Source organism: Streptomyces sp. NPDC029014 (genome assembly GCF_055564695.1).
Window position 1 is genome coordinate 16,280 of record NZ_JBVHVT010000075.1, and the last position, 21,056, is coordinate 37,335.

24 protein-coding genes are annotated in these 21,056 nt (G+C 72.7%); 11 read left to right on the forward strand and 13 right to left on the reverse strand.

Annotation, left to right across the window (positions count from 1 at the left end; all coding sequences use genetic code 11):
• Positions 1 to 49: 49 nt before the first annotated feature.
• Together ACZ4VL_RS31335 and ACZ4VL_RS31340 are read right to left on the reverse strand one after the other, a co-directional pair.
• On the reverse strand, positions 50 to 271 hold the full coding sequence (locus tag ACZ4VL_RS31335; protein ID WP_468206672.1) for a DUF397 domain-containing protein: 222 nt from the start codon (positions 269 to 271) through the stop codon (positions 50 to 52).
• Positions 235 to 1,167 carry a helix-turn-helix domain-containing protein gene (locus tag ACZ4VL_RS31340; RefSeq protein ID WP_361097630.1) on the reverse strand — a complete coding sequence of 311 codons (933 nt, stop codon included), beginning with the start codon at positions 1,165 to 1,167 and terminating at the stop codon, positions 235 to 237. The genes ACZ4VL_RS31335 and ACZ4VL_RS31340 overlap by 37 nt, the downstream gene beginning before the upstream one ends.
• Positions 1,168 to 1,364: 197 nt before the next feature.
• Here ACZ4VL_RS31340 and ACZ4VL_RS31345 point away from each other — a divergent pair, with 197 nt between their 5' ends.
• Positions 1,365 to 1,814 carry an ATP-binding protein gene (locus ACZ4VL_RS31345; protein ID WP_468206675.1) on the forward strand — a complete coding sequence of 150 codons (450 nt, stop codon included), beginning with the start codon at positions 1,365 to 1,367 and terminating at the stop codon, positions 1,812 to 1,814.
• A gap of 32 nt (positions 1,815 to 1,846) precedes the next feature.
• Here the strand turns inward: ACZ4VL_RS31345 and ACZ4VL_RS31350 are convergent, their stop codons facing one another.
• Positions 1,847 to 2,230, reverse strand: a complete 384-nt coding sequence (locus tag ACZ4VL_RS31350; RefSeq protein WP_468206678.1) for a VOC family protein — start codon at positions 2,228 to 2,230, stop codon at positions 1,847 to 1,849.
• A gap of 311 nt (positions 2,231 to 2,541) precedes the next feature.
• On the opposite strand from ACZ4VL_RS31350, the gene ACZ4VL_RS31355 reads away from it, so the two are divergent.
• The 7 genes from ACZ4VL_RS31355 (at position 2,542) to ACZ4VL_RS31385 (ending at position 8,990) form a co-directional block, all read left to right on the forward strand.
• Positions 2,542 to 2,844 carry an urease subunit gamma gene (locus tag ACZ4VL_RS31355; RefSeq protein WP_385845390.1) on the forward strand — a complete coding sequence of 101 codons (303 nt, stop codon included), beginning with the start codon at positions 2,542 to 2,544 and terminating at the stop codon, positions 2,842 to 2,844.
• Positions 2,845 to 2,858: 14 nt separating this feature from the next.
• Positions 2,859 to 3,170, forward strand: coding sequence for an urease subunit beta (locus ACZ4VL_RS31360; RefSeq protein ID WP_179177811.1), 312 nt, complete (start codon positions 2,859 to 2,861; stop codon positions 3,168 to 3,170).
• Entirely contained in the window at positions 3,163 to 4,884 is a 1,722-nt protein-coding gene (locus ACZ4VL_RS31365; RefSeq protein WP_468206682.1) for an urease subunit alpha, read from the forward strand. The genes ACZ4VL_RS31360 and ACZ4VL_RS31365 overlap by 8 nt, the downstream gene beginning before the upstream one ends.
• Entirely contained in the window at positions 4,884 to 5,558 is a 675-nt protein-coding gene (locus tag ACZ4VL_RS31370; protein WP_468206684.1) for an urease accessory protein UreF, read from the forward strand. The genes ACZ4VL_RS31365 and ACZ4VL_RS31370 overlap by 1 nt, the downstream gene beginning before the upstream one ends.
• Before the next feature lie 30 nt (positions 5,559 to 5,588).
• On the forward strand, positions 5,589 to 6,284 hold the full coding sequence (gene ureG, locus ACZ4VL_RS31375; protein WP_361097611.1) for an urease accessory protein UreG: 696 nt from the start codon (positions 5,589 to 5,591) through the stop codon (positions 6,282 to 6,284).
• A gap of 35 nt (positions 6,285 to 6,319) precedes the next feature.
• Positions 6,320 to 7,123 carry an urease accessory protein UreD gene (locus ACZ4VL_RS31380; protein ID WP_468206730.1) on the forward strand — a complete coding sequence of 268 codons (804 nt, stop codon included), beginning with the start codon at positions 6,320 to 6,322 and terminating at the stop codon, positions 7,121 to 7,123.
• A 205-nt stretch (positions 7,124 to 7,328) separates the two neighbouring features.
• Positions 7,329 to 8,990, forward strand: coding sequence for an alpha/beta hydrolase (locus ACZ4VL_RS31385; protein WP_468206687.1), 1,662 nt, complete (start codon positions 7,329 to 7,331; stop codon positions 8,988 to 8,990).
• Between the two features lie 27 nt (positions 8,991 to 9,017).
• Here the strand turns inward: ACZ4VL_RS31385 and ACZ4VL_RS31390 are convergent, their stop codons facing one another.
• The 6 genes from ACZ4VL_RS31390 to ACZ4VL_RS31415 form a co-directional block, all read right to left on the reverse strand.
• Positions 9,018 to 9,728: a lysophospholipid acyltransferase family protein gene (locus ACZ4VL_RS31390; RefSeq protein WP_468206689.1), complete on the reverse strand. Its 711-nt coding sequence runs from the start codon at positions 9,726 to 9,728 to the stop codon at positions 9,018 to 9,020.
• A gap of 119 nt (positions 9,729 to 9,847) precedes the next feature.
• Positions 9,848 to 10,006: a hypothetical protein gene (locus ACZ4VL_RS31395; RefSeq protein ID WP_361097602.1), complete on the reverse strand. Its 159-nt coding sequence runs from the start codon at positions 10,004 to 10,006 to the stop codon at positions 9,848 to 9,850.
• A 32-nt stretch (positions 10,007 to 10,038) separates the two neighbouring features.
• Positions 10,039 to 10,998, reverse strand: coding sequence for a cytochrome c oxidase assembly protein (locus ACZ4VL_RS31400; RefSeq protein WP_468206692.1), 960 nt, complete (start codon positions 10,996 to 10,998; stop codon positions 10,039 to 10,041).
• Positions 10,999 to 11,092: 94 nt separating this feature from the next.
• The gene (locus ACZ4VL_RS31405; RefSeq protein WP_468206695.1) at positions 11,093 to 12,118 is read right to left on the reverse strand and encodes a 6-phosphofructokinase; all 1,026 of its coding nucleotides are present in this window, start codon (positions 12,116 to 12,118) and stop codon (positions 11,093 to 11,095) included.
• Positions 12,119 to 12,326: 208 nt separating this feature from the next.
• Positions 12,327 to 13,055, reverse strand: coding sequence for a type 1 glutamine amidotransferase (locus ACZ4VL_RS31410; protein ID WP_361097593.1), 729 nt, complete (start codon positions 13,053 to 13,055; stop codon positions 12,327 to 12,329).
• Between the two features lie 30 nt (positions 13,056 to 13,085).
• On the reverse strand, positions 13,086 to 14,324 hold the full coding sequence (locus ACZ4VL_RS31415) for a MurT ligase domain-containing protein (RefSeq protein WP_468206697.1): 1,239 nt from the start codon (positions 14,322 to 14,324) through the stop codon (positions 13,086 to 13,088).
• Between the two features lie 122 nt (positions 14,325 to 14,446).
• On the opposite strand from ACZ4VL_RS31415, the gene def reads away from it, so the two are divergent.
• Positions 14,447 to 15,010 (forward strand): peptide deformylase, encoded by a 564-nt coding sequence (gene def, locus ACZ4VL_RS31420; RefSeq protein ID WP_468206699.1) that lies wholly within the window; start codon positions 14,447 to 14,449, stop codon positions 15,008 to 15,010.
• Between the two features lie 31 nt (positions 15,011 to 15,041).
• Here the strand turns inward: def and ACZ4VL_RS31425 are convergent, their stop codons facing one another.
• Positions 15,042 to 15,686, reverse strand: coding sequence for a TetR/AcrR family transcriptional regulator (locus ACZ4VL_RS31425; protein ID WP_468206701.1), 645 nt, complete (start codon positions 15,684 to 15,686; stop codon positions 15,042 to 15,044).
• Positions 15,687 to 15,877: 191 nt separating this feature from the next.
• On the opposite strand from ACZ4VL_RS31425, the gene ACZ4VL_RS31430 reads away from it, so the two are divergent.
• A complete protein-coding gene (locus ACZ4VL_RS31430; RefSeq protein ID WP_468206704.1) occupies positions 15,878 to 17,107 on the forward strand; it encodes an acyl-CoA dehydrogenase family protein in 1,230 nt (409 codons plus the stop codon).
• 69 nt (positions 17,108 to 17,176) lie between these two features.
• On the opposite strand, the gene ACZ4VL_RS31435 is transcribed toward ACZ4VL_RS31430, so the two are convergent.
• Positions 17,177 to 17,959 carry an LppU/SCO3897 family protein gene (locus ACZ4VL_RS31435; protein WP_468206706.1) on the reverse strand — a complete coding sequence of 261 codons (783 nt, stop codon included), beginning with the start codon at positions 17,957 to 17,959 and terminating at the stop codon, positions 17,177 to 17,179.
• Positions 17,960 to 18,021: 62 nt separating this feature from the next.
• Complete coding sequence (locus tag ACZ4VL_RS31440) at positions 18,022 to 18,459, reverse strand: SRPBCC family protein (protein ID WP_468206709.1); 438 nt, start codon at positions 18,457 to 18,459, stop codon at positions 18,022 to 18,024.
• Between the two features lie 155 nt (positions 18,460 to 18,614).
• Between ACZ4VL_RS31440 and ACZ4VL_RS31445 the strand changes: the two genes are divergently transcribed.
• Positions 18,615 to 18,800 (forward strand): DUF5999 family protein, encoded by a 186-nt coding sequence (locus tag ACZ4VL_RS31445; RefSeq protein ID WP_361101491.1) that lies wholly within the window; start codon positions 18,615 to 18,617, stop codon positions 18,798 to 18,800.
• Between the two features lie 156 nt (positions 18,801 to 18,956).
• On the opposite strand, the gene ACZ4VL_RS31450 is transcribed toward ACZ4VL_RS31445, so the two are convergent.
• Positions 18,957 to 21,056, reverse strand: a complete 2,100-nt coding sequence (locus ACZ4VL_RS31450; RefSeq protein ID WP_468206712.1) for an ATP-binding protein — start codon at positions 21,054 to 21,056, stop codon at positions 18,957 to 18,959.

Consider the following 21,056-nt stretch of genomic DNA (forward strand, 5'->3'; position numbering starts at 1 on the left):
AGGGTGAGCCGGGCGGTCAGAGCAAGATCTTCAGCGGACTCCTAGGCCGTCATGCGGGCACGTCCGGCCGTACCGAGGCGAGGAATTCCGCCCAGGCCGGCCCGGTGAAGAGCACGGCCGGGCCGGCCGCCCGCTTGGAGTCGCGGACGGCCAGCAGGCCGCCGGCCAGGGCGGCCGTTTCCACGCAGTTGTTCATTCCGGTGCTGCGGCTGCTGCGCCGCCACCGCGCTCTGTTCAGAAGTCCGCCGGGGGAGAGGGGGGTTGCGGACACGGGATGCCTCCTTGCGCGTCGTCAGCCAGGGAGCTGATGAGATCCGACGAGTCCTGGGGCGGGAGGGCGTGCGCCTGGATGGTGCGGAACGCGGCGCTGTACGCCTCGAGGTCTTCCTTCCGCTCCAGATAGAGGCTACTCGTCAAATGGTCGAGTACCACCACATCCAGATCGGCAATGTTCGGAAATGAGAAGATGACGAACGGTCCGGTCAGGCCGAGATGACCCCCCACGCTGAACGGCAGCACCTGCAGTCGCACTTGGGGCAACCGCGCCACCTCCACCAGGTGTCGCAGCTGCGCCGCCATCACCCCGGGCCCCCCGATCTGCCGCCGCAGCACCGCCTCGTCCAGTACGGCGCTCAGCTCCAGCGGGGGCTCGGCCCGCAGCACCGCCTGCCGGGCCAGCCGTACGTCGACCAGCGCGTCCACCTTCGGCTCCGGTAGCCCGCCCAGCGCGGCGCGGGTGACGGCCCGCGCGTACTCGGCGGTCTGCAGCAGGCCGGGCACCACGGAGAGCTCCACGGTGCGGGCCGCCCGGGCCCCCGCCTCCAGGCTGATGAAGTCCCGGTACTCCTGCGGGAGCAGGCCCCGGTAGTCGTGCCACCACTGGCGGCCGCGGCCGTTGCCGCCGCCGGGCCCGGGGCCGGCCGCCGAGACCGCCAGGGCCTCCAGCAGGGCCCGCTGCTCGGGGCTGACGACCTCTCCGTAGGCGTCGAGGAGGCGGCCGATGTCCTCCGGTTTCACGCCGCTCCGGCCGGTTTCGATGCGGCTGATTTTCGACTGGTGCCAGCCCATGGCGCGCGCCGCGTCGCCACTGGTGAGTCCGGTACGGTCGCGCAGGGCGCGTAACTCCTCGCCGAGCTTGCGCCGACGCACCGCGGGGCCGTGCTGCATACCCGCCTCCTTCCACCGGCACAGCTCGCACCAGTCTGCCGTCCAAATACGCTCTTCCGTAGCAGAGTTCACTGTATTGAGCGACAGATATATGCATATCTTGGGTGAACGGCCGCACCGACGGGACGATGGGTGGCACTCTGGCGTCCAGCACAGATCCGGGGCGGTTCCGTCCCGGTGGGAAAGGGACCGTCGCCATGGCAGACCACCAGGAAGCATCCGTCACTCTGCCGAGCGATCCCGCCTCGGTCGCCGCGGCCCGCCGCTACGTCGCGGACGTCCTCCTCGAATGGGGACTGCCGGACGGGGCGGACACCGCCGACAGTGTCCGGCTGATCGTTTCGGAGCTGGCCACCAACGCCGTGCAGCACACTTTCGGGCAGTCGCCGACCTTCACCGTCGACGTCCGGCTGGAGCGTGGGGAGTGGCTCCGCGTCGGGGTCACCGACAGCCATCCTCGCTGGCCGCGGCGGCTCCCGGCCGCCGTCCAGCAGGACAACGGCCGCGGCATGGTCATCATCCGCTGGCTGACCGCCGAAGCCGGCGGCCGGCTCTCGGTGAGCCCCACCGAGGACGGCGGCAAGACCGTGTGGATCGCCCTGCCCTGGCCCGCCGGAGCCCCGGCCCGCACCGCCGGCACGTGCTGACGGCGGCTGGCGCCCGCCGCCCGGCCGGCGCGTCAGCCGCGCTCGGAGGTGCTCCGCTCGATGCACAGCTCGTTGCCCTCGGGGTCGGCGAGCACCACCCAACCCGTGCCGTCCTCCCGGCGCCGGTCGTCGACGAGCCTCGCCCCGAGCCCGATGAGCCGCTCGACCTCCTCGTCGCGGGTGCCGTCCTGCGGTTGGATGTCCAAGTGGACCCGGTTCTTCCCGGACTTGGCCTCCGGTACCCGGACGAACAGCAGGCCCGGCACCCCCGGCCGGCCCGGGTCCAGCAGGACCTCGTCGTCGCCCTCGGCGTCGTCGGGGTGGATCGGGAAGCCCGTCACGGCGGACCAGAACGAAGCGGTTGCGTAAGGCTCCAGGGCGTCGAAGGTGATGTGGCGTACCGGATTGCGGAACATGCGACTCCTCCGGGGCGGCTCCCGGGTGTCCGTATACGGAACCGGACGGAGCCGGTCCGCACGTCGAAGCGGGTGCCTGCCCGAAACGTGGGTTAACGCGACGGAAAAGCGCGCCGCCTAGCGTGGGCGGCCGCGGCCTTCCGTAAATGATCACCCATCGGCCGGCAAAGCGCCGGTGCTCGGGACGGAAAGCCTTCCTCAGCATTGGGCAAGACCCGCTTGGCTTGGAAATGCGCAGGTCAACAAAGAGTTGACGGCCACTAGGGTCGGCTCGCCCCTCGCTCGACCTGTCCTGGAAGCTGGTGATACGCGTGCACCTGACACCGCACGAGCAGGAAAGACTGCTCATCCACGTGGCCGCGGACGTGGCCGCGCGGCGCAAGGCGCGCGGGGTCCTCCTCAACCACCCCGAAGCGGTGGCCCTGATCACGTCCCACATCCTCGAAGGGGCCCGCGACGGACGGTCCGTGGCCGAGCTCATGGCCTCCGGCCGCACCGTCCTCGCCCGGGCCGACGTGATGGAGGGGATCCCCGAGATGATCCACGACGTCCAGGTCGAGGCGACCTTCCCGGACGGCACCAAGCTCGTCACCGTCCACGACCCGATCGTCTGAAGGGCAGCAGCCGCATGATCCCCGGCGAGATCGTCCACGGGGACGGTCCGGTGCGCCTGAACGAAGGCCGCCCCGTCACCCGCATGACCGTGCTCAACTCCGCCGACCGGCCCGTCCAGGTAGGCTCGCACTACCACTTCGCCGAGGCCAACCCCGGCCTCGACTTCGACCGCCCGGCCGCCCGCGGGCTCCGGCTCAACATCGCCGCCGGCACCGCCGTCCGCTTCGAGCCGGGCATCCCGGTCGAGGTGGAGCTCGTACCGCTCGGCGGACTGCGCGCCGTGTGGGGACTGCGCGGGGAGACCGGGGGGCCGCTCGATGGCTGAGCTGGAACGGAGGGCGTACGCCGACCTCTTCGGGCCGACGACCGGCGACCGGATCCGGCTGGCCGACACCGACCTCTTCGTCGAGATCGAGGAGGACCTCTGCGGCGGCCCCGGGCGCTCGGGCGACGAGGCCGTGTTCGGCGGCGGCAAGGTCATCCGCGAGTCCATGGGGCAGGCCCGCACCACCCGCGCCGAGGGCGCCCCCGACACGGTGATCACCGGAGCCGTGGTCCTCGACCACTGGGGCATCGTCAAGGCCGACATCGGCATCCGCGACGGCCGGATCTGCGGCATCGGCAAGGCCGGCAACCCGGACACCATGGACGGCATCGACCCCGCCCTCGTCATCGGCCCCGAGACCGAGGTCATCGCAGGCAACGGGAAGATCGTCACGGCCGGTGCCATCGACGCCCACGTCCACTTCATCTCCCCGACCGTCGTCGAGGAGGCCCTCGCCTCCGGCATCACCACCCTGGTCGGCGGCGGCACCGGACCCGCCGAGGGCACGAAGGCCACCACCATCACCCCCGGCTCCTGGCACCTCGCCCGCATGTTCGCGGCCCTGGAGGCCTACCCGGTCAACATCGGCCTGCTCGGCAAGGGCAACACCACCTCCCGCGAGGCCATGCACGCCCAACTCCGCGGCGGCGCCCTCGGCTTCAAGATCCACGAGGACTGGGGGGCCACCCCCGCCGCGATCGACGCCTGCCTCGGCGTCTGCGAGGAGACCGGCGCCCAGGTCGCCATCCACACCGACACCCTCAACGAGGCCGGGTTCGTCGGCGACACCCTCGCCGCGATCGCCGGCCGGACCATCCACGCGTACCACACCGAGGGCGCGGGCGGCGGCCACGCCCCCGACATCATCACCGTGGTCTCCGAGCCGAACGTGCTGCCCAGCTCCACCAACCCGACCCGGCCGCACACCGTCAACACCATCGAGGAGCACCTCGACATGCTGATGGTCTGCCACCACCTCAACCCCGCCGTCCCCGAGGACCTCGCCTTCGCCGAGTCCCGGATCCGGCCCTCCACCATCGCCGCGGAGGACGTCCTGCACGACCTCGGCGCGATCTCCATCATCTCCTCGGACTCCCAGGCCATGGGCCGCGTCGGCGAGGTCGTCCTGCGCACCTGGCAGACGGCCCACGTGATGAAGCGCCGCCGCGGATTCCTGCCCGGCGACGGGCCCGCCGACAACCACCGGGCCCGCCGCTACGTCGCCAAGTACACGATCAACCCGGCCGTCGCCCAGGGCCTCGCCCGCGAGATCGGCTCGGTGGAGACCGGCAAGCTCGCCGACCTCGTGCTGTGGAACCCGGCCTTCTTCGGCGTCCGGCCCGAGACCGTCATCAAGGGCGGCCAGATCGCGCACGCGCAGATGGGCGACGGCAACGCCTCCATCCCCACCCCGCAGCCGGTACTGCCCCGCCCGATGTTCGGCGGCCGCGGCCTGGCCCCCGCAGCGAACTCCGTCAACTTCACCGCCCAGGCCGCACTCGACGACGCCCTGCCCGAACGGCTCGCGCTCGGCAAGGATTTCGTCGCCATCGAGAGCACCAGGAAGGTGACCAAGGCGGACATGCGCAACAACGACGCCATGCCGAGGGTCGAGGTCGACGCCGACACCTTTACCGTCACCATCGACGGCGAGGTGGTGGAGCCCGCGCCCGCCGCGGAACTCCCCATGGCCCAGCGGTACTTCCTCTTCTGATGAGCCGCGCCGCCCTGCTCGTCCTCGCCGACGGCCGCTTCCCCGCCGGAGGGCACGCCCACTCCGGCGGGGCGGAGGCCGCCTGCAAGGCGGGCCGCATCCACGACGCCGCCTCCCTCCAGGAGTTCTGCCGCGGCCGCCTCCACACGGCCGGGCTCACCGCCGCCGCCCTCGCCGCGGCCGCCGCCCTCGGGCTCGACCCGGCCGTCCTGGACGCCGCCGCCGACGCCCGCACCCCCTCGCCCGCGCTGCGCACCGCCGCCCGTAGGCTCGGTCGGCAGCTGCTCCGGGCCGCCCGCGCCACCTGGCCCGCCGCCGAACTCGACGCCCTCGCCGCGGCGTTCCCGCGCGGGGCGCACCAGCCCGTGGTGCTCGGCCTCACCGCCCGGGCGGCCGGGCTAGGGCCGTCCGACGCCGCGCACGTGGCGGCGTACGAGAGCATCGGCGGTCCGGCCACCGCCACCGTCCGGCTGCTCGGCCTCGACCCCTTCGAAGCCACCGGCGTCCTCGCCCGCCTCGCCCCCGAGCTCGACGACACGGCCGAGCGGGCCGTACGGGCCGCGCACCGGGCCCGGCTCGACGGCCCGGACGCCCTGCCCGCGGCCTCCTCGCCGCTGCTGGAGATCGCCGCCGAGATCCACGCCGGCTGGCCGGTACGGCTGTTCGCCTCCTGACCACCTCCACCACCCCGGGAGACCCACCCCATGCACCTCGACCACGGCACGGCCTACCCCGAACGCCACACCCACAGCGCCGAGCCCCGCCGGGCCGACGGCTCTCGCCGCGCCCTGCGCATCGGGCTCGGCGGACCCGTCGGCTCCGGCAAGACGGCCACCGTCGCCGCGCTCTGCCGGGCCCTGCGCACCGAACTGTCCATGGCCGTCGTCACCAACGACATCTACACCCGCGAGGACGCCGAGTTCCTGCTCCGGGAGGCCGTGCTGCCGCCGGAGCGGATCACCGCCGTGGAGACCGGCGCCTGCCCGCACACCGCCATCCGCGACGACATCTCCGCCAACCTGGAGGCGGTGGAGGAGCTGGAGGAAGCCCACCGGGAGACCGCCCCGCTCGACCTGATCCTCGTCGAGTCCGGCGGGGACAACCTGACCGCCACCTTCTCCCGCGGACTCGTCGACGCCCAGATCTTCGTCATCGACGTCGCGGGCGGCGACGACATCCCGCGCAAGGGCGGCCCCGGCGTCACCACGGCCGACCTGCTCGTCGTCAACAAGACCGACCTCGCCCCGCACGTCGGCTCCGACCTGGACCGGATGGCCCGCGACGCCGCCGAGCAGCGTGGCGCGCTCCCCGTCACCTTCCAGTCCCTGCGCGGTGCGGAGGGGGTCGCCCCGGTGGCCGCCTGGGTGCGCGAGCGGCTCGCCGCCTGGGCCGTACGGTGACGGCCGCGCCCCCGGCCGCGCCACCGGCCCTCGCCATCCCGTCGGCCCCTGCCGTCCCGCCCGTCGCACCCCCCGCCCCGCCCGCGGCCGGGGTGCGGGCCACCGCCCGGATCCGCGCCGTCGCCGACGGCCGCGGCGGAACCGCCCTGCCCCTGCTCACCGGCGAGGGGCCGCTCGCGCTGCGCCGCACCCGGGGCAGCGGCGCCGAGGCCGGCGTCATGCTGGTCGGCGCCATGAGCGCCCCGCTGGGCGGCGACCACCTCGCGGTGGAGGCCACCGCCGGACCCAGGGCGTGCCTCGCCCTCGCCTCGGCCGCCGCGACCCTGGCGCTGCCCGGCCGCGGCGGCGGGCCCGCGCGGTACGACGTGCGTATCACCGCGGCCGAGGGCGCGACGGTGCGCTGGCTGCCCGAGCCGCTCGTCTCCGTGCGCGGCAGCGACCTGCGGGTGCGGACCCGCGCCGAACTCGCCCCCGGCGCCCGACTGCTGCTGCGCGAGGAGCAGGTGCTGGGCCGTGCGGGCGAGGAGTCGGGCCTGCTGCGCAGCCGGCTCACCGTGGTCCGGGACGGCCGACCACTGCTGGACCAGGAGCTCGCCTGCGGCCCCGGCGCGCCCGGCGGCTGGGACGGCCCGGCGGGGCTCGCGGGCCACCGGGCGGTCGGCCAGCTCCTGGTCGTGGACCCGCGGTTCGCCCGGGAGGCGCCGGCCGCCGCCGTGCTGGGGGAGTTCGCCGTGGTCACCCCGTTGGCCGGACCGGCCGTGCTGGTCACGGCACTTGCGCCGGACGCGCTGCGGCTGCGCGGGCTCCTCGACGCGGCGTGTCGCACGTACGGCTGGTGACCGCTGGGCGAAGCTGGGACGAACCAGACACCGCTGAGCGGTACATGCCGTGCCGGTTATCGGGTTGGCAAAGAACATCACCTTGACCTGTTGTCAGGTGTAGGTCAGGCGAAAAGATCCCCTGTGCACGTACACCACCGTCGCACGACCAACCCGACGTGACCCGGCCGCTCCCGGCCGGGCCTGATCCAGGGGGAACGACCACGTGATACACAAAGCAGCGCTGGGGAGCGCTGCCACTCTGATCACCGGAGCACTCGCCGCCGGCCTGCTGCTGGCCCCGCCGGCCGCCGCGGCGACCACGGGCAACAGCCCGGTCCCGGAGGCGCTCGGCGCCCAGCTCGCCGCCGCCCGCGCCGCCCGCGCCGGAATCCAGTGGAAGGACTGTCCCGCCGACTGGGGGTTCGCCGCCCCCATCCAGTGCGGCTGGGTCAAGGTTCCGCTCGACTACGCGAAGCCGTTCGGCAAGACCATCGACATCGCGGTCGACCGTGCCGTGAGCACCGGCACCAAGGACGAGCGCCAGGGCGCGCTCCTCTACAACCCCGGCGGCCCCGGCGGTTCCGGCATGCGCTTCCCGCGCCGGTCCACCACCAACTCGCCGCTGTGGGTCAACACCGCCAAGGCGTACGACTTCGTGGGCTTCGACCCCCGTGGCGTGGGCCACTCGACGCCCATCTCGTGCGTCGACCCGCAGGAGGCCGTCAAGGTTCCGAAGGCCGACCCGGTCCCGGACACCGAGGCGGACAAGACCGCCCAGCGCAAGCTCGCCGCGGAGTACGCGGACGGCTGCAAGGAGCGCAGCGGCGAGATGCTGCCGCACATGACCACGCCGAACACGGCGCGCGACATGGACGTCATCCGCGCCGCCCTCGGCGAGAAGAAGCTGAACTACCTCGGCGTCTCGTACGGCACCTACCTCGGCGGGGTCTACGCGACCCTGTTCCCGACCCACGTGCGCCGCATGATCGTCGACAGTGTGGTCAACCCGTCGACGGACAACATCTGGTACGAGGCCAACCTCGACCAGGACGTCGCCTTCCAGATGCGCTGGAACGACTGGCAGGACTGGGTCGCGAAGAACGACGCCTCCTTCCACCTCGGCGACACCCGCGCCAAGGTGGAGGCCAAGTGGCAGCAGCTGCGCGCCCAGGCCAAGGCCAAGCCGCTGGGCGGCGTCGCCGGCCCGGCCGAGCTGATCAACTTCTTCCAGAGCGCCCCGTACTACGACTCCTCGTGGGTCCCGGTCGCGCAGGCGTTCAGCGCCTGGGCCGCCGGTGACGAGAAGCCGCTGGTCGAGGCGATCACCCCGGACATGTCCGACGTCCAGGGCAACATCGCCACGGAGAACGGCAACGCGGTCTACACCGCGGTCGAGTGCGCCGACGCCAAGTGGCCCACCAGCTGGGCCAAGTGGGACGCGGACAACACCGCCCTGCACGCCAAGTACCCGTTCATGACCTGGGCCAACGCCTGGATGAACCTGCCCTGCGCGACCTGGAAGTCCAAGCAGCACAAGGCGCTGGAGGTCGGTGCCAAGCGCGGCCTGGCCCCGGTCCTGATCGTCCAGTCGGAGCGCGACGCGGCCACCCCGTACGAGGGTGCGGTCGAGCTGCACCGCCGCCTCGCCGGCTCGCGCCTGATCACCGAGCAGGGTGCCGGTTCGCACGGTGTCACCAGCCTGGTGAACCCCTGCATCAACACGCGCGTGGACGACTACCTGCTCAAGGGCAAGGTCGACGCCAAGGACGTGCTGTGCGGGTCGCACGCCGCCCCGGTCGCCCCGGCCCCGGCCGCCGCGAAGGCGCGCTCGGCCGCCCCGGCGTCGGACTTCCCGGCGCGCGAGGAGCTGCCGTCCGTCCGCTGACCCGGTGACGGAACCGCGGGAGAAGGCTCAGCGCGTCCTGCGCCGGGCCTTCTTCCGTGCTTCCTCCTCCTCGGCCTTGACCTCGCCGGCGTACCGGTCGACGTACTCCTGGCCGGACAGGTCGAGGATGGCGTACATGATCTCGTCGGTGACCGCCCGCAGCACCGCCCGCTCGCCCTCCAGCCCGGCGTACCGCGAGAAGTCCATCGGCCGGCCGAAGCGGATGGTGACCCGCCGGATCTTCGGGATCCTCCTCCCGGGCGGCTGGATCTCGAAGGTGCCCAGCATGGCGCACGGGACCACCGGCACGCCGGCGCCCAGCGCCATCGCCGCCACCCCCACCTTGCCCTTGTACAGCCGCCCGTCGTGCGAGCGGGTGCCCTCCGGGTAGATGCCCAGCAGCTCGCCCCGGGCCAGCACCCCCAGCCCCTCGCGGAGCGCGGCCTGCCCGGCGTCCCGGCCCGAGCGGTCCACCGGGATCTGTCCGGCGCTGCGGAAGAAGAACGCGGTCGACCGGCCCTTCAGCCCCGGTCCGGTGAAGTACTCCGCCTTGGCGAGGAAGGTGATCCGCCGTTTCAGGATCGCGGGCATCAGGAAGTGGTCCGAGAAGGACAGGTGGTTGCCGGCGACGATCGCGGCCCCCTCGGCCGGGACGTTCTCCAGCCCCTCGATCCGCGGCCGGAACAGCAGCCGCAGCAGCGGGCCGAGGAACACGTACTTGAGCAAGTGGTAGAACACCAGGCCGCTCCCGTCGCCGTCCGGCTGTCACCGCCATCGTACGGACAGTGGTCCCCGGACCGGAGGGGTCGCGCACGCCGCGCGGGCCACGGACGTCACGGGAGGCTCCGCCACGCCGGTCAGTTGTTGCCGGCGGCGGCCATTCCGGCCGTGAGCACGCCCAGCACCACCCAGCCGAACCACAGCCAGCCATTGCTGCCGAGGGCCACGGAGTACGTCGCGACGGCCACCAGGGCGACGAAGGTCATGACGGCCATCGCCTTAACGGAACCGGTCATGCCCCATGGTGGCCCCGAAAGCGGGTCGGGCGCTACTGGCCACGCGCGCGCAGCGAGGCGAGATAGGCGTTGTACGCCTCCAGCTCCTGGTCGCCGTTGCGGTCCGCGGCCCGGTCGGCGCGCTTCGCCGCCCGCTGCTCGGAGTGGTACCACTGGTACATCAGGGCGATCAGCACCAGCACCGAGGGGATCTCGCTGAAGGCCCACGCGATGCCGCCGCCCCACTGCTGGTCGAGCAGCGGGTCGATGCCCAGGGAGGCCGGCGGGTTCCGGTACGTCCCGATCATCGGCTCGCTCGCCATCATCAGCGCGATGCCGAAGAACGCGTGGAACGGCATTCCGGCGAACAGCTCCAGCATCCGCATCACGTAGCCGGGCCGGTGCGGGCCCGGGTCCACGCCCATGATCGGCCAGAAGAAGACCAGGCCGACGGCGAGGAAGTGCACCATCATCCCGATGTGCCCGGGCTTGCTCTCCATCAGGAAGTCGAAGAGCGGGGTGAAGTACAGGGCGTAGAGGCTGGCGATGAACATGGGAATGGTGAACGCCGGGTGGGTGACCACCCGCATGTAGCGGCTGTGCAGCAGCATCAGCAGCAGCTCACGGGGCCCCTTGCGGCCGCGCCCGGCGGGCGGCAGGGCGCGCAGCGCGAGCGTCACCGGAGCGCCCAACAGCAGCAGGATGGGGGAGAGCATGCTGATCACCATGTGCTGGATCATGTGCACGCTGAACATGACCATGCCGTAGTCGTTCAGCTTGGTGCACATCATCAGGGCCACGCTCAGCACACCGATGGTGAAGGCCACGATCCGGCCCATCGGCCAGGCGTCCCCGCGCTGCCGCAGCCGCACCACGCCCCACAGGTACAGGCCGAGACCGACCAGCGAGCCGATCAGGAAGAACGCGTCGAAGGAGAACTCCAGACCGCGCCCGAGGGTGAACGGCGGCAGGTCCATGTCGTGCATGTCCATGCCGTGACCGCTGTGATCCATCTGTCCACTCCTCTTGACCTGTGGTGCCCCACCACAGTAGTGCCGCCCCCGGACGCGGCTGCGTCCGGGGCCGGTTCCACAAGAGGGGAAAAGGTCACAGAACGGTCTGCGCCTCGTCGTACCGCTGCGCGGGCACGGTCTTGAGGGCGGCCGTGGCCTCGGCGAGCGGCACCATCACGATGTCGGTGCCGCGCAGCGCGGTCAGCATCCCGAACTCGCCGCGGTGCGCGGCCTCCACCGCGTGCCAGCCGAAGCGGGTGGCGAGGACCCGGTCGTACGCGGTCGGGGTGCCGCCGCGCTGCACGTGGCCCAGGATGACCGGACGGGCCTCCTTGCCCAGGCGCCGCTCCAGCTCGACGGCGAGCAGGTTGCCGATGCCGGCGAAGCGCTCGTGGCCGTACTGGTCCGTGCCGCCCTCGGTGAACGCCATGCTGCCGGGGCGCGGCTTGGCACCCTCGGCGACCACGACGATCGCGAACCGCTTGCCGGCGGAGAACCGCTCGCCGACGATCCCGGTCAGCTCCTCGATGTCGAAGGGGCGCTCCGGCACGACGATCGCGTGGGCGCCGGCCGCCATGCCCGAGTGCAGGGCGATCCAACCGGTGTGGCGGCCCATGACCTCCACGACCATCACGCGCTGGTGGGACTCGGCGGTGGTCTTCAGCCGGTCCAGGGCCTCGGTGGCGACGCCGACGGCCGTGTCGAAGCCGAACGTGACGTCGGTGGAGGCGATGTCGTTGTCGATGGTCTTCGGGACGCCGACGATCGGCAGCCCGGCCTGCGACAGCAGGTTCGCCGCCTTCAGGGTGCCCTCGCCGCCGATCGGGATGATCGCGTCGAGGCCCAGGTCGGCCACGTGGCCGCGGGCCCGCTCCACGCCGTCGCGCAGGTGGGCGGGCTGGACGCGGGAGGAGCCGAGGACGGTGCCGCCACGGGCCAGGATGCCGGCGACCGAGTCGAGGTCGAGCTTGCGGTAGTCGCCCTCCAGCAGGCCCTTCCAGCCGTCGTGGAAGCCGATCACCTCGTCGCCGTGGTCGACGACGGCGCGGTGCACGACGGAACGGATGACGGCATTGAGGCCGGGGCAGTCGCCGCCGGAGGTGAGCACGCCAATGCGCATGGCAAGAAACCTTTGCAACGTGGGCCGACGACCGGACCACGTCGTCCGGTTGGAACTACCCGTCACCCTACTAGCGGATCGGTACCCCGCTGAACCAGCCTCCACATGCTGGTCATGTTCCTCGTACGAACACACATCGGCCCGGACCCCCGAGGGGAATCCGGGCCGAACGCAGCCTTGCGCGCAGGTGGCGCGGGTGCCGCAGCGGCTACGCGGGCTGCGTGGCCGACGCGATGCGCTCCGCGCGCAGCGCGTCGTACCACCGGTCGTCGACCGGCGGCAGCGCGTTGACGTCGAGGGCCAGCTTCAGCAGCAGGTCCGCGATCAGCGGGTTGCGGGCCATGACGGGGCCGTGCATGTACGTGCCGAACACGGTGTCGTTGTACGCGCCCTCGGTGCCGTCCCCGGTGCCGTTGCCGCGGCCCAGCCGGGTGCGGGCGAACGGCTTGGCCGTCGGGCCGAGGTGCGTGACGCCCTGGTGGTTCTCGAACCCGGTCAGCTGGGGCAGGCCCAGCCGCGGGTCGATGTCGGCGAGCACGTCGCCGACGCACCGCTCGCCCTCGCCGCGCACGGTGACGACGTCCAGCAGGCCGAGGCCCTGCTGGCGCTCGCCCATGTCGTTGACGAACTCGTTGCCCAGGATCTGGTACCCGGCGCAGACGGAGAAGACGATCGCCCCGTTCGAGACGGCCCGCTCCAGACCGCCGTCGCGCACCAGGCGCTCCGCGGCCAGGCGCTGCGGGCGGTCCTCGCCGCCGCCGATCAGGTAGATGTCCCCGGACGTCGGGATGGGCTGGTCGCTGCGCACGTCCACACGCTGCACGTCCAGGCCGCGCTGGCGGGCCCGGCGCTCCACGACGAGAACGTTGCCCTGGTCTCCGTACGTGCTGAGCAGGTCGGGGTAGACCCACACCAGACGCAGGCTGTTGTCGCTCATGCTCATGTCCTCTGGGTTCCGATCCCGGTGCTAGTTGCCGACCCGGCGGCGGACGTCCTGGAAGGCGGTGTAGTTGGCGATCAGCTCGATCTGCCCGGGCGGCGCCAGCTGCACGGCCTCGTCGAGGGTGTCGCAGACCCGGAAGTCCAGGCCCGCGACCTCCAGGCGGACCGCCAGGTCCAGCCTGCGGTCGCCGATCACGAAGATCGGGTGGCCGGCGAGGCGCGGGTAGTCCACGTCCCACAGCCACGAGGTGTCGGTGCCGTCGGCGCCGCGCGCGTTCACCGAAAGGATCACCGGAGCCGGGGGCTGGTCGATCAGCGAAAACGTTTCGAGCCAGCCCGCCGGGTTCTTCGCGAGCAGCAGCCGCAGCTCACGGCCCTGGAAGCCGACCACGTCGTAGCGGCCGGCGACGGCCTGCACCTGGTACATCCGCTCCAGCGCGACCTGCGGCGGCACGCCGAAGACGGCGGCCACGGCGGCCGAGGTGGCCGCGTTCGCCTTGTTGGCGCGGCCCGGCAGCTGGAGGTGGATCGGCCACGCCGAGCCGTGCGGGTCCAGCACGTGGTCGCCGGAGAGCACCCAGGTCGGGGTGGGGCGGCGGAAGCCGCACTCACCGCAGAACCAGTCGTCGCCCGGGCGCTGCATCACGCCGCCGCAGGAGGGGCACGACCAGGCGTCGTCCTTCCACTCCTGGCCGGCGGCGACCCACACCACGTTCTGCGAGGACGAGGCCGCCCACACGATCAGCGGATCGTCGCAGTTCGCGACGACGACCGCCTTGGAGCCCGTGAGGCCCTCGCGCCACTTCTCCGCGAGCATGCGGGTCTCGGCGGCGCGGTCCAGCTGGTCGCGGGAGAGGTTCAGCAGGGCGATCACCTTCGGGGTGACGTCCCGGGCCACTCCGGCCAGGTACTTCTCGTCGACCTCGATGACGCCGTACTTGGCGTCCGATCCGCCCGCCAGGGCGGAGGTGATGCCCGCCGGCATGTTCGCGCCGAGGGCGTTCGAGACCACCGGGCCGCTGGCCCGCAGGGCCTCCGCGATCAGGCGGGTCGTCGTGGTCTTGCCGTTGGTGGCGGAGACGAGGACGACGTCGAGATGCTGCGCGAGCGCTCCGAGGAGGTCGGGGTCGAGTTTGAGTGCGACCTTGCCACCGATCACCGATCCGCTGCCACGTCCCGCGGCCCGCGACACCGCCGCCGCGGCCTTGCCCGCCGTCACGGCCAGTTTGGCCCGCGGCGAAAGCGGCTCTGTGTTGCCTGCCATCGTCCCTTGTCCTCCTTGCGTCGACCGGCCCCAGCCTATCCAGTACCGGCCGGGGCCCTGACCGCGGCGCCCCAGGTCGCCGCGGATCTCCTCATATATTCGCCCGTCGTACCCTTACGGCCATGCGACAGCGCGTCATTCCCGGCACCACCGGCACCGTCCGCACCATGAGCCTGCTGGGCGACCCGGTGCTCCACTCGGCCTGCGCGGAGGTCACCGCGTTCGGCCCGGCCCTCGACCGGCTGATCGAGGACATGTTCGCCACGATGTACGCGGCCCAGGGCGTCGGCCTCGCCGCGAACCAGGTCGGGGTCGGGCAGCGGGTCTTCGTCTACGACTGCCCCGACGACGAGGACGTCCGGCACGTCGGCCACATCGTCAACCCGCGCCTGGTCGAGGCCGACGGGGACGAGTTCCTCGGTCCGGAGGGCTGCCTGTCGCTGCCCGGCCTGGAGGCCGGCACGGCCCGCTTCGACCGCGCGGTCGTCGAGGGCGTCACCTCGGACGGCGCACCGGTGCGGATCACCGGCACCGGGTTCTTCGCCCGCTGCCTGCAGCACGAGTGCGACCACCTCGACGGCACGGTCTACGCGCAACGGGTCACCGGGCTGCGGGCCCGGCGGCTGCGCCGCGCGATCCGCCGGACGCCGTGGGGTGCGCGGGGCGCGCACGTCCTGGCCGACTGAACCGTTCCGCCGGCCGCAGCCGGCGGCAGCACTAGAAGCCGGGGCCGTCGGCCCGGTCGCCCGCCGTGGACAGCCGGCCCCACAGCAGGTCGGTGAGTCCGGACACCAACTCGGCGCGCCCGCAGGGGCGTTCGCTGAGCCACCAGTCCCCGGCCGCGTGCATCATGCCGACGATCCCGTGCCCCCAGACGCGGGCCAGCCGGTCCCCGTCCGGACCGAGGTCCACGCGCTCGCTGATCACCTCGGCCAGCTCCTCGCCGAGCCGGCGCAGCAGTGGCGCCGAGTGCCGGCCCACGTCGAAGCCGTGCTCGGCGCTGTGCGAGTCCTCGGTGGGGTGCATGAGGAACCGGTAGACCTGCGGCCGGGCCTCGATGGCCGCGAGGTAGGTGTCGAGCGTGGACTCGACCCTGTTGCGGCGCTCGGCGGGCGCGTCGAGCGCGGCCCGCAGCGAGGCGAGCAGGGCGTCGGTGTGCCGTACGGCCAGGGCCTGGTAGAGCCCCGCCTTGTCGCCGAAGTGGCGGTAGAGGATCGGCTTGGTGATGCCGGCCTCGGCCGCGATGGCATTCATGGATGCCTTGGGGCCGTCCCTGAGGACGACCCGGTCGGCCGCTTCGAGCAGCTCCCGCCGGCGGCGCTCGGCCGTTGCCGGCCCCCCGGCCTGCTGCGTGGTCTCCATGACGTGTTCTCTCCCCGCCCTTGCGATGGTGCGTGACGCCCACGCAACGTAACACCCCGCACACCCCGGCCGCCGAATCGGCCGCGCCGCGGACCACCTCGCTTGACAGTCGCTACTCGCCGGTAACAGACTGTGGCCACCGTCGAGGTTACCGCCAGTAACGCACTGGTGGATGCACAGTTGGAGGGGACATGGCGGAGTTCACCATGGAGCTCAACGACGACCAGAAGCAGGTCCGGGACTGGATCCACGGCTTCGCCGCCGACGTCATCCGGCCCGCGGCCGCGGAGTGGGACGAGCGTGAGGAGACCCCGTGGCCCGTCATCCAGGAGGCGGCCAAGGTCGGCATCTACTCCCTCGACTTCTACGCCCAGCAGTACTTCGACCCGACCGGCCTCGGTGTCCCCATGGCGATGGAGGAGCTGTTCTGGGGTGACGCGGGCATCGCCCTGTCGATCGTCGGCACCGGGCTCGCCGCCATCGGCGTCCTCGCCAACGGCACCGAGGAGCAGATCGGCACCTGGATCCCGCAGATGTACGGCACCCCGGACGACGTGAAGGTCGCCGCCTTCTGCTCCTCCGAGCCGGACGCGGGCTCCGACGTCGGCGCGATGCGCACCCGCGCCGTCTACGACCAGGCGAAGGACGAGTGGGTCCTGGGCGGCACGAAGACCTGGGCGACCAACGGCGGCATCGCCAACGTCCACATCGTCGTCGCCGTCGTCGACCCGGATCTGGGCACCAAGGGCCACGCCTCCTTCATCGTGCCGCCGAACACCCCCGGCCTGTCCCAGGGACAGAAGTTCAAGAAGCACGGCATCCGCGCCTCGCACACCGCCGAGGTGGTGCTGGAGGACGTACGGATCCCCGGCTCCTGCCTGCTCGGCGGCAAGGAGAAGCTGGACGAGCGCCTCGCCCGGGCCCGAGAGAAGGCGAAGGCGGGAGGCGGCGAGCGCGTGAAGAACGCGGCCATGGCCACCTTCGAGGCCTCCCGGCCGGCGGTCGGCGCGATGGCCGTGGGCACGGCCCGCGCCGCGTACGAGGTGGCCCTCGACTACGCGCGGACCCGGACCCAGTTCGGCCGCCCGATCATCGACAACCAGGGCGTGGCCTTCCAGCTCGCCGACATGCGCACCCAGATCGACGCGGCCCGGCTGCTGGTGTGGCGGGCCTCCTGGATGGCCGTCGCGGGCAGGCCCTTCACCTCGGCCGAGGGCTCGATGTCCAAGCTGTACGCGAGCGAGGTGGCCAAGAAGGTCACCGCCCAGGCCGTGCAGATCCTCGGCGGCAACGGCTTCACCCGCGAGTACCCGGTGGAGCGCATGCACCGCGACAGCGCGATCTACACGATCTTCGAGGGGACGAGCGAGATCCAGCGGTTGGTGATCGCCCGCACCCTCTCCGGAATGCCGATCCGCTAGCGCGGCGCGGAGCCGGAGCGCCCCCGGACGGTAGGCGTCCGGGGGCGCCGGCGTCCGGGCGCCGGTCGGCTAGCGCAGGGGCGTCAGGCAGTGGAGCTTGGTGCCCTCGGCGCTGTACTCGGGCATGGCGAGGAAGTCCCGGGGACCGCACCAGTCCTGCTCCGTCGGCTGCTTGCTGACGCGGTACTCGGCATTGGGCGAGCCGCAGTCCGTGACCAGCAGCTTCTGGTGGCTCAGGTCCCCTCCTTCGTTGCGGACGCAGCTCCCGACGATGAGCGGCGCCGGCTTGTCGTCCCCGTCCCCGGCCAGGATGCCCAGCACCACCAGGGTCGGGAGCGCGAAGGAGAGCAGTACCGCCGCGGCGATCAGGAGCAGGGCCGGCGGCCGCCGCCACAGCGGCCGGCCCGGGTCGAGCGGCCGCAGGATGGCCCCCGCCGGGGGAGCCAGCCGGTAGTACGCAGCCCGGGGGCCGAGGTTCATCAGCAGCGTGACGGGGGTGGCGAACAGCGACAGCGGCCCCCACCAGCCCTGCCAGAGGGTGTCGGACTGCATCCGCCGGTAGGTGGCGAGCCCGCAGTCGCGGCAGAGCGGGCCCTGCGTCCGCAGGAACCGCATCAGGACGAGCATCCCCTGGTGCCCGCGCACGGTCCCGGGCGCGGCGGGCACCGACCCGCAGATCCGGCAGTCGAGGACCATGGGCTGCCCCGGGCCGAAAAACGGGGTCGCCTGCGGCTGCGGAACGCCGTACGGGCCCTGCTGCCGGGGCACCGCGGGCGGGCCGAACGGGGAGCCCTGCTGCGGGCCGTACGGGGGGTACGGGCCCGCGCCGTGCTGCGGCGGTGTACTGGCCACGGGGTTCTCCTCGCTCTCGCGGCGGCACCGGGTCGGTGATCACGGAACCCTAGCCCGGAATGTCAGGTACGCAGCAAACCCTCCACCACCCGACCGAACAGCAGCCTGCTCGCCGCCGCGACCAGCGGATCGAACGCCCGGCCCAGTCCCCGCACCCGCAGCTCCTCCCGCCAGCAGACCTCGGCCCCTCCGCCGACCAGCGGACGGACCTCGATCTCCGCCCAGCCCCGAACCGCGCGCCCGCGCTTGACCAGCCGGACCCGTCCCGCACCCGTCCCGGACGGCGGCTGCCAGACCACGACCTCCATCGGGTCGTCGAACGTGATCCTGCCCACTCCCGTCCGGGCCGTGAAGCGGGTTCCGACGCGCGTGGGCGGCGCCGTCTCCATGATCGTCCGGGTGAGCGGGACCCGGGCGCCGTGCCGTTCCCAGGCCGTGAGCCGCAGCCATGCCTCGGCCGCCGGCAGACACGTACGGTGAACGATCCGGATACCGGGCATGAGCGCATGGTAGCCGGGCATACACACCCTGAACTGGACCGCCGATATGGGTTCCGTCCGAGGGTGGCGATCAGTAATACTCACGGCCACCGTGGATCGCGGAATCGACCGGGTGACCACCGGCCCTCCCGCGCCACACAGCGAGGAGGTGCGCCATGTGCTCCCACCAGCCCCCCTGCCCGTCCGCCGAGAGTCCGGACCACGACGCCGCACGCAGTGTGGCCTCCCATCCCGAACAGGGGTGGAGCCTGCTCTGCAACGGCCTGCTGGTCTTCGACGACACCGGCGAACTGCTCCCCGACGGCCGCGTGGTGGAACCCCGCCGCCCGGTCCTGGTCTGAGCGAGGAGGCCGCATGCGCCAACAGCTGATCCGCAAGCCCGTCCCCAAGCCCGCACCCCGAGACCTGGATCTGCGCACACCGTCGGGCAGAACCCTCCCGTACTGACGGGAGCCCACGACAGCAGCACAGGACGTCCGCGGCCCACCGGCTGCCGGTCAGCCGGTGGGAGCCGCCGCCCCGCCCCGGAAGGCGCTCTCGAAGGCCGCGTCGCCGATCGCCGCGCGGGCCTGCCGCTCGCCCTGCGCCCGCAGGGCCGTCAGCGAGGGTGAGCCCATCTGGGGCTGCCCCACCGTGCGCCACCAGGCGTGCCCCGTGCCCAGCAGCCGGGCCGCCAGCTCCCCGTCGCCGAGCGCCGCGACCGCCGCCGCGAGCAGGTCCAGGCCCAGCGCGATGCCGATGCGGTCGCCGAGCAGCCGCTTCCCCGACAACATGGCCCGCACGTGCCGGGACGCCTCCTCGTGGTGGCCCAACCCCAGGGCGGCGACGGCCAGCACGTAGTCCGCGTACGCGCGCAGCCACCGCTCGTCCAGGTCGGCGCAGGCCTCGCGCAGCCCCCGCGCCTCCTCGGCTGCCTCCTCGTACCGCTGCAGGTCGCACAGGGCGTAGCAGGTCACGAGCCGGCACATCAGCAGGCCGGCGCTGTCCTCCCGCCCCCGGATCCCGGCCCGCGCCCGCGGACCCGCCAGCTCCAGGGCCCGCGCCGGGTCCCCCGGCAGCAGCAGGGACACCGAGAGCAGGTGCGCGGCCCGCAGCCGCGCCTCCGGGTCCGCGAGACGGTCCGCGAGCCGGGTGCACTCCTCGCCGAGCTCCCGGGCGGTGTCCATGTCCCCCTGGAGGACGGCGGTCAGCCCGAGCGCCCACACTCCCTGGGCGTACCCGGCGGCCTGTTGCGGGGCGGCCCGCAGGGCCCGTTCCAGGAAGCCGCGGCCCTCGTGCACGTGCCCGCAGGAGAACCAGAAGAACCACAGGGCCCCCGCCGTCTCCAGCGCGGCCGCCGGGTCGGTGCCGAGCAGGTGCTCCAGCGCCGTCCGCAGCTGCGGGTGCTCGGTGGTCATCCTGCGGTACCAGTCCACCTGGCGCGGGCCCATCCAGCCGCGGTCCGCGGCCCGGCTGAGTGCCGCGTACCAGTGGGCGTGCCGGTCGGCGACGGTGCGTACCTCGCCGAGTTCGGCCAGCCAGTCGTGGCCGTACTCGCGGATCGTGTCCAGCATCCGGTAGCGGGCGCCCGCGCCCCGCTCCTGCGTCCGCCGGACCACGGACTTGGCCACCAGCCCGGCCAGCACCCGCTCCACACGGGCCGCCGACAGCGGGCCGCCCGAGCACACCGTCCGGGCCGCGGCCACGTCGAAGTCGCCGGTGAAGACGGACAGCCGGGCCCACAGCAAGCGCTCCACCGGCTCGCACAGCTCGTGGCTCCAGCCGATCGCGGTGCGCATCGTGCGGTGCCGGGGCATCAGCGTGGACGTCCGGTCGTCCGACAGGACGTCGAACCGCGCGCCCAGGCGCCGGGCCATCTGTTCCAGCGTCCACATCCGCAACCGCGCCCCGGCCAGTTCCAGGGCGAGCGGGATCCCGTCGAGGCGTCGGCACACCTGCGCGGCCAGGGCGGCCCGCCCGGGACCGTCGAAGGCGGCCGCGGCTTCCGGGGCCGCGGCCAGGGCGGCCGCGCGGAACAGGGCGAGGGCGTCGCTGTCGGGGCCGTCGCAGGGCAGCGGGCAGAGGTCCACGATCTGCTCGCAGGGGCTGCCGAGGGGTTCCCGGGAGGTGACCAGGACCGTCAGGCCCGGTGCGGACTGCAGGAGTTCGCCGACGAGGTGGCGGCACTCGGCCACCATGTGCTCGCACGTGTCGAGGACGAGGAGGAGCTCCCGGTCGGCCATCCAGGCGCACAGCTCCTCGTCGAGCGGGCGCGCCGAATGGTCGGCCAGCCCGACGGCGTGGGCGACGGTCATGGTGAGCAGGGAGGGGTCGCGCAGCGGCGAGAGGTCCACCCACCACACCCCGTCGGGCCGGGCCTGTTCGGCGTCGGCGACGGCGCGCAGGGCGAGCCGCGACTTGCCGACGCCGCCCACCCCGGTGAGGGTGATCAGCCTGTGCCTGCGCAACAGGCAGTGGAGTCCGGCGAGTTCGTCCTCCCGGCCGATGAAGACGGCCGGTTCCGGCGGAAGTCTTCCCGGTGCCTGGTCTTCCGCCGGATCGGGATCGCCGCCAGCGGAATCCGCCCGTCTGTTGTTGAACGAGTACTCTCCGAACAC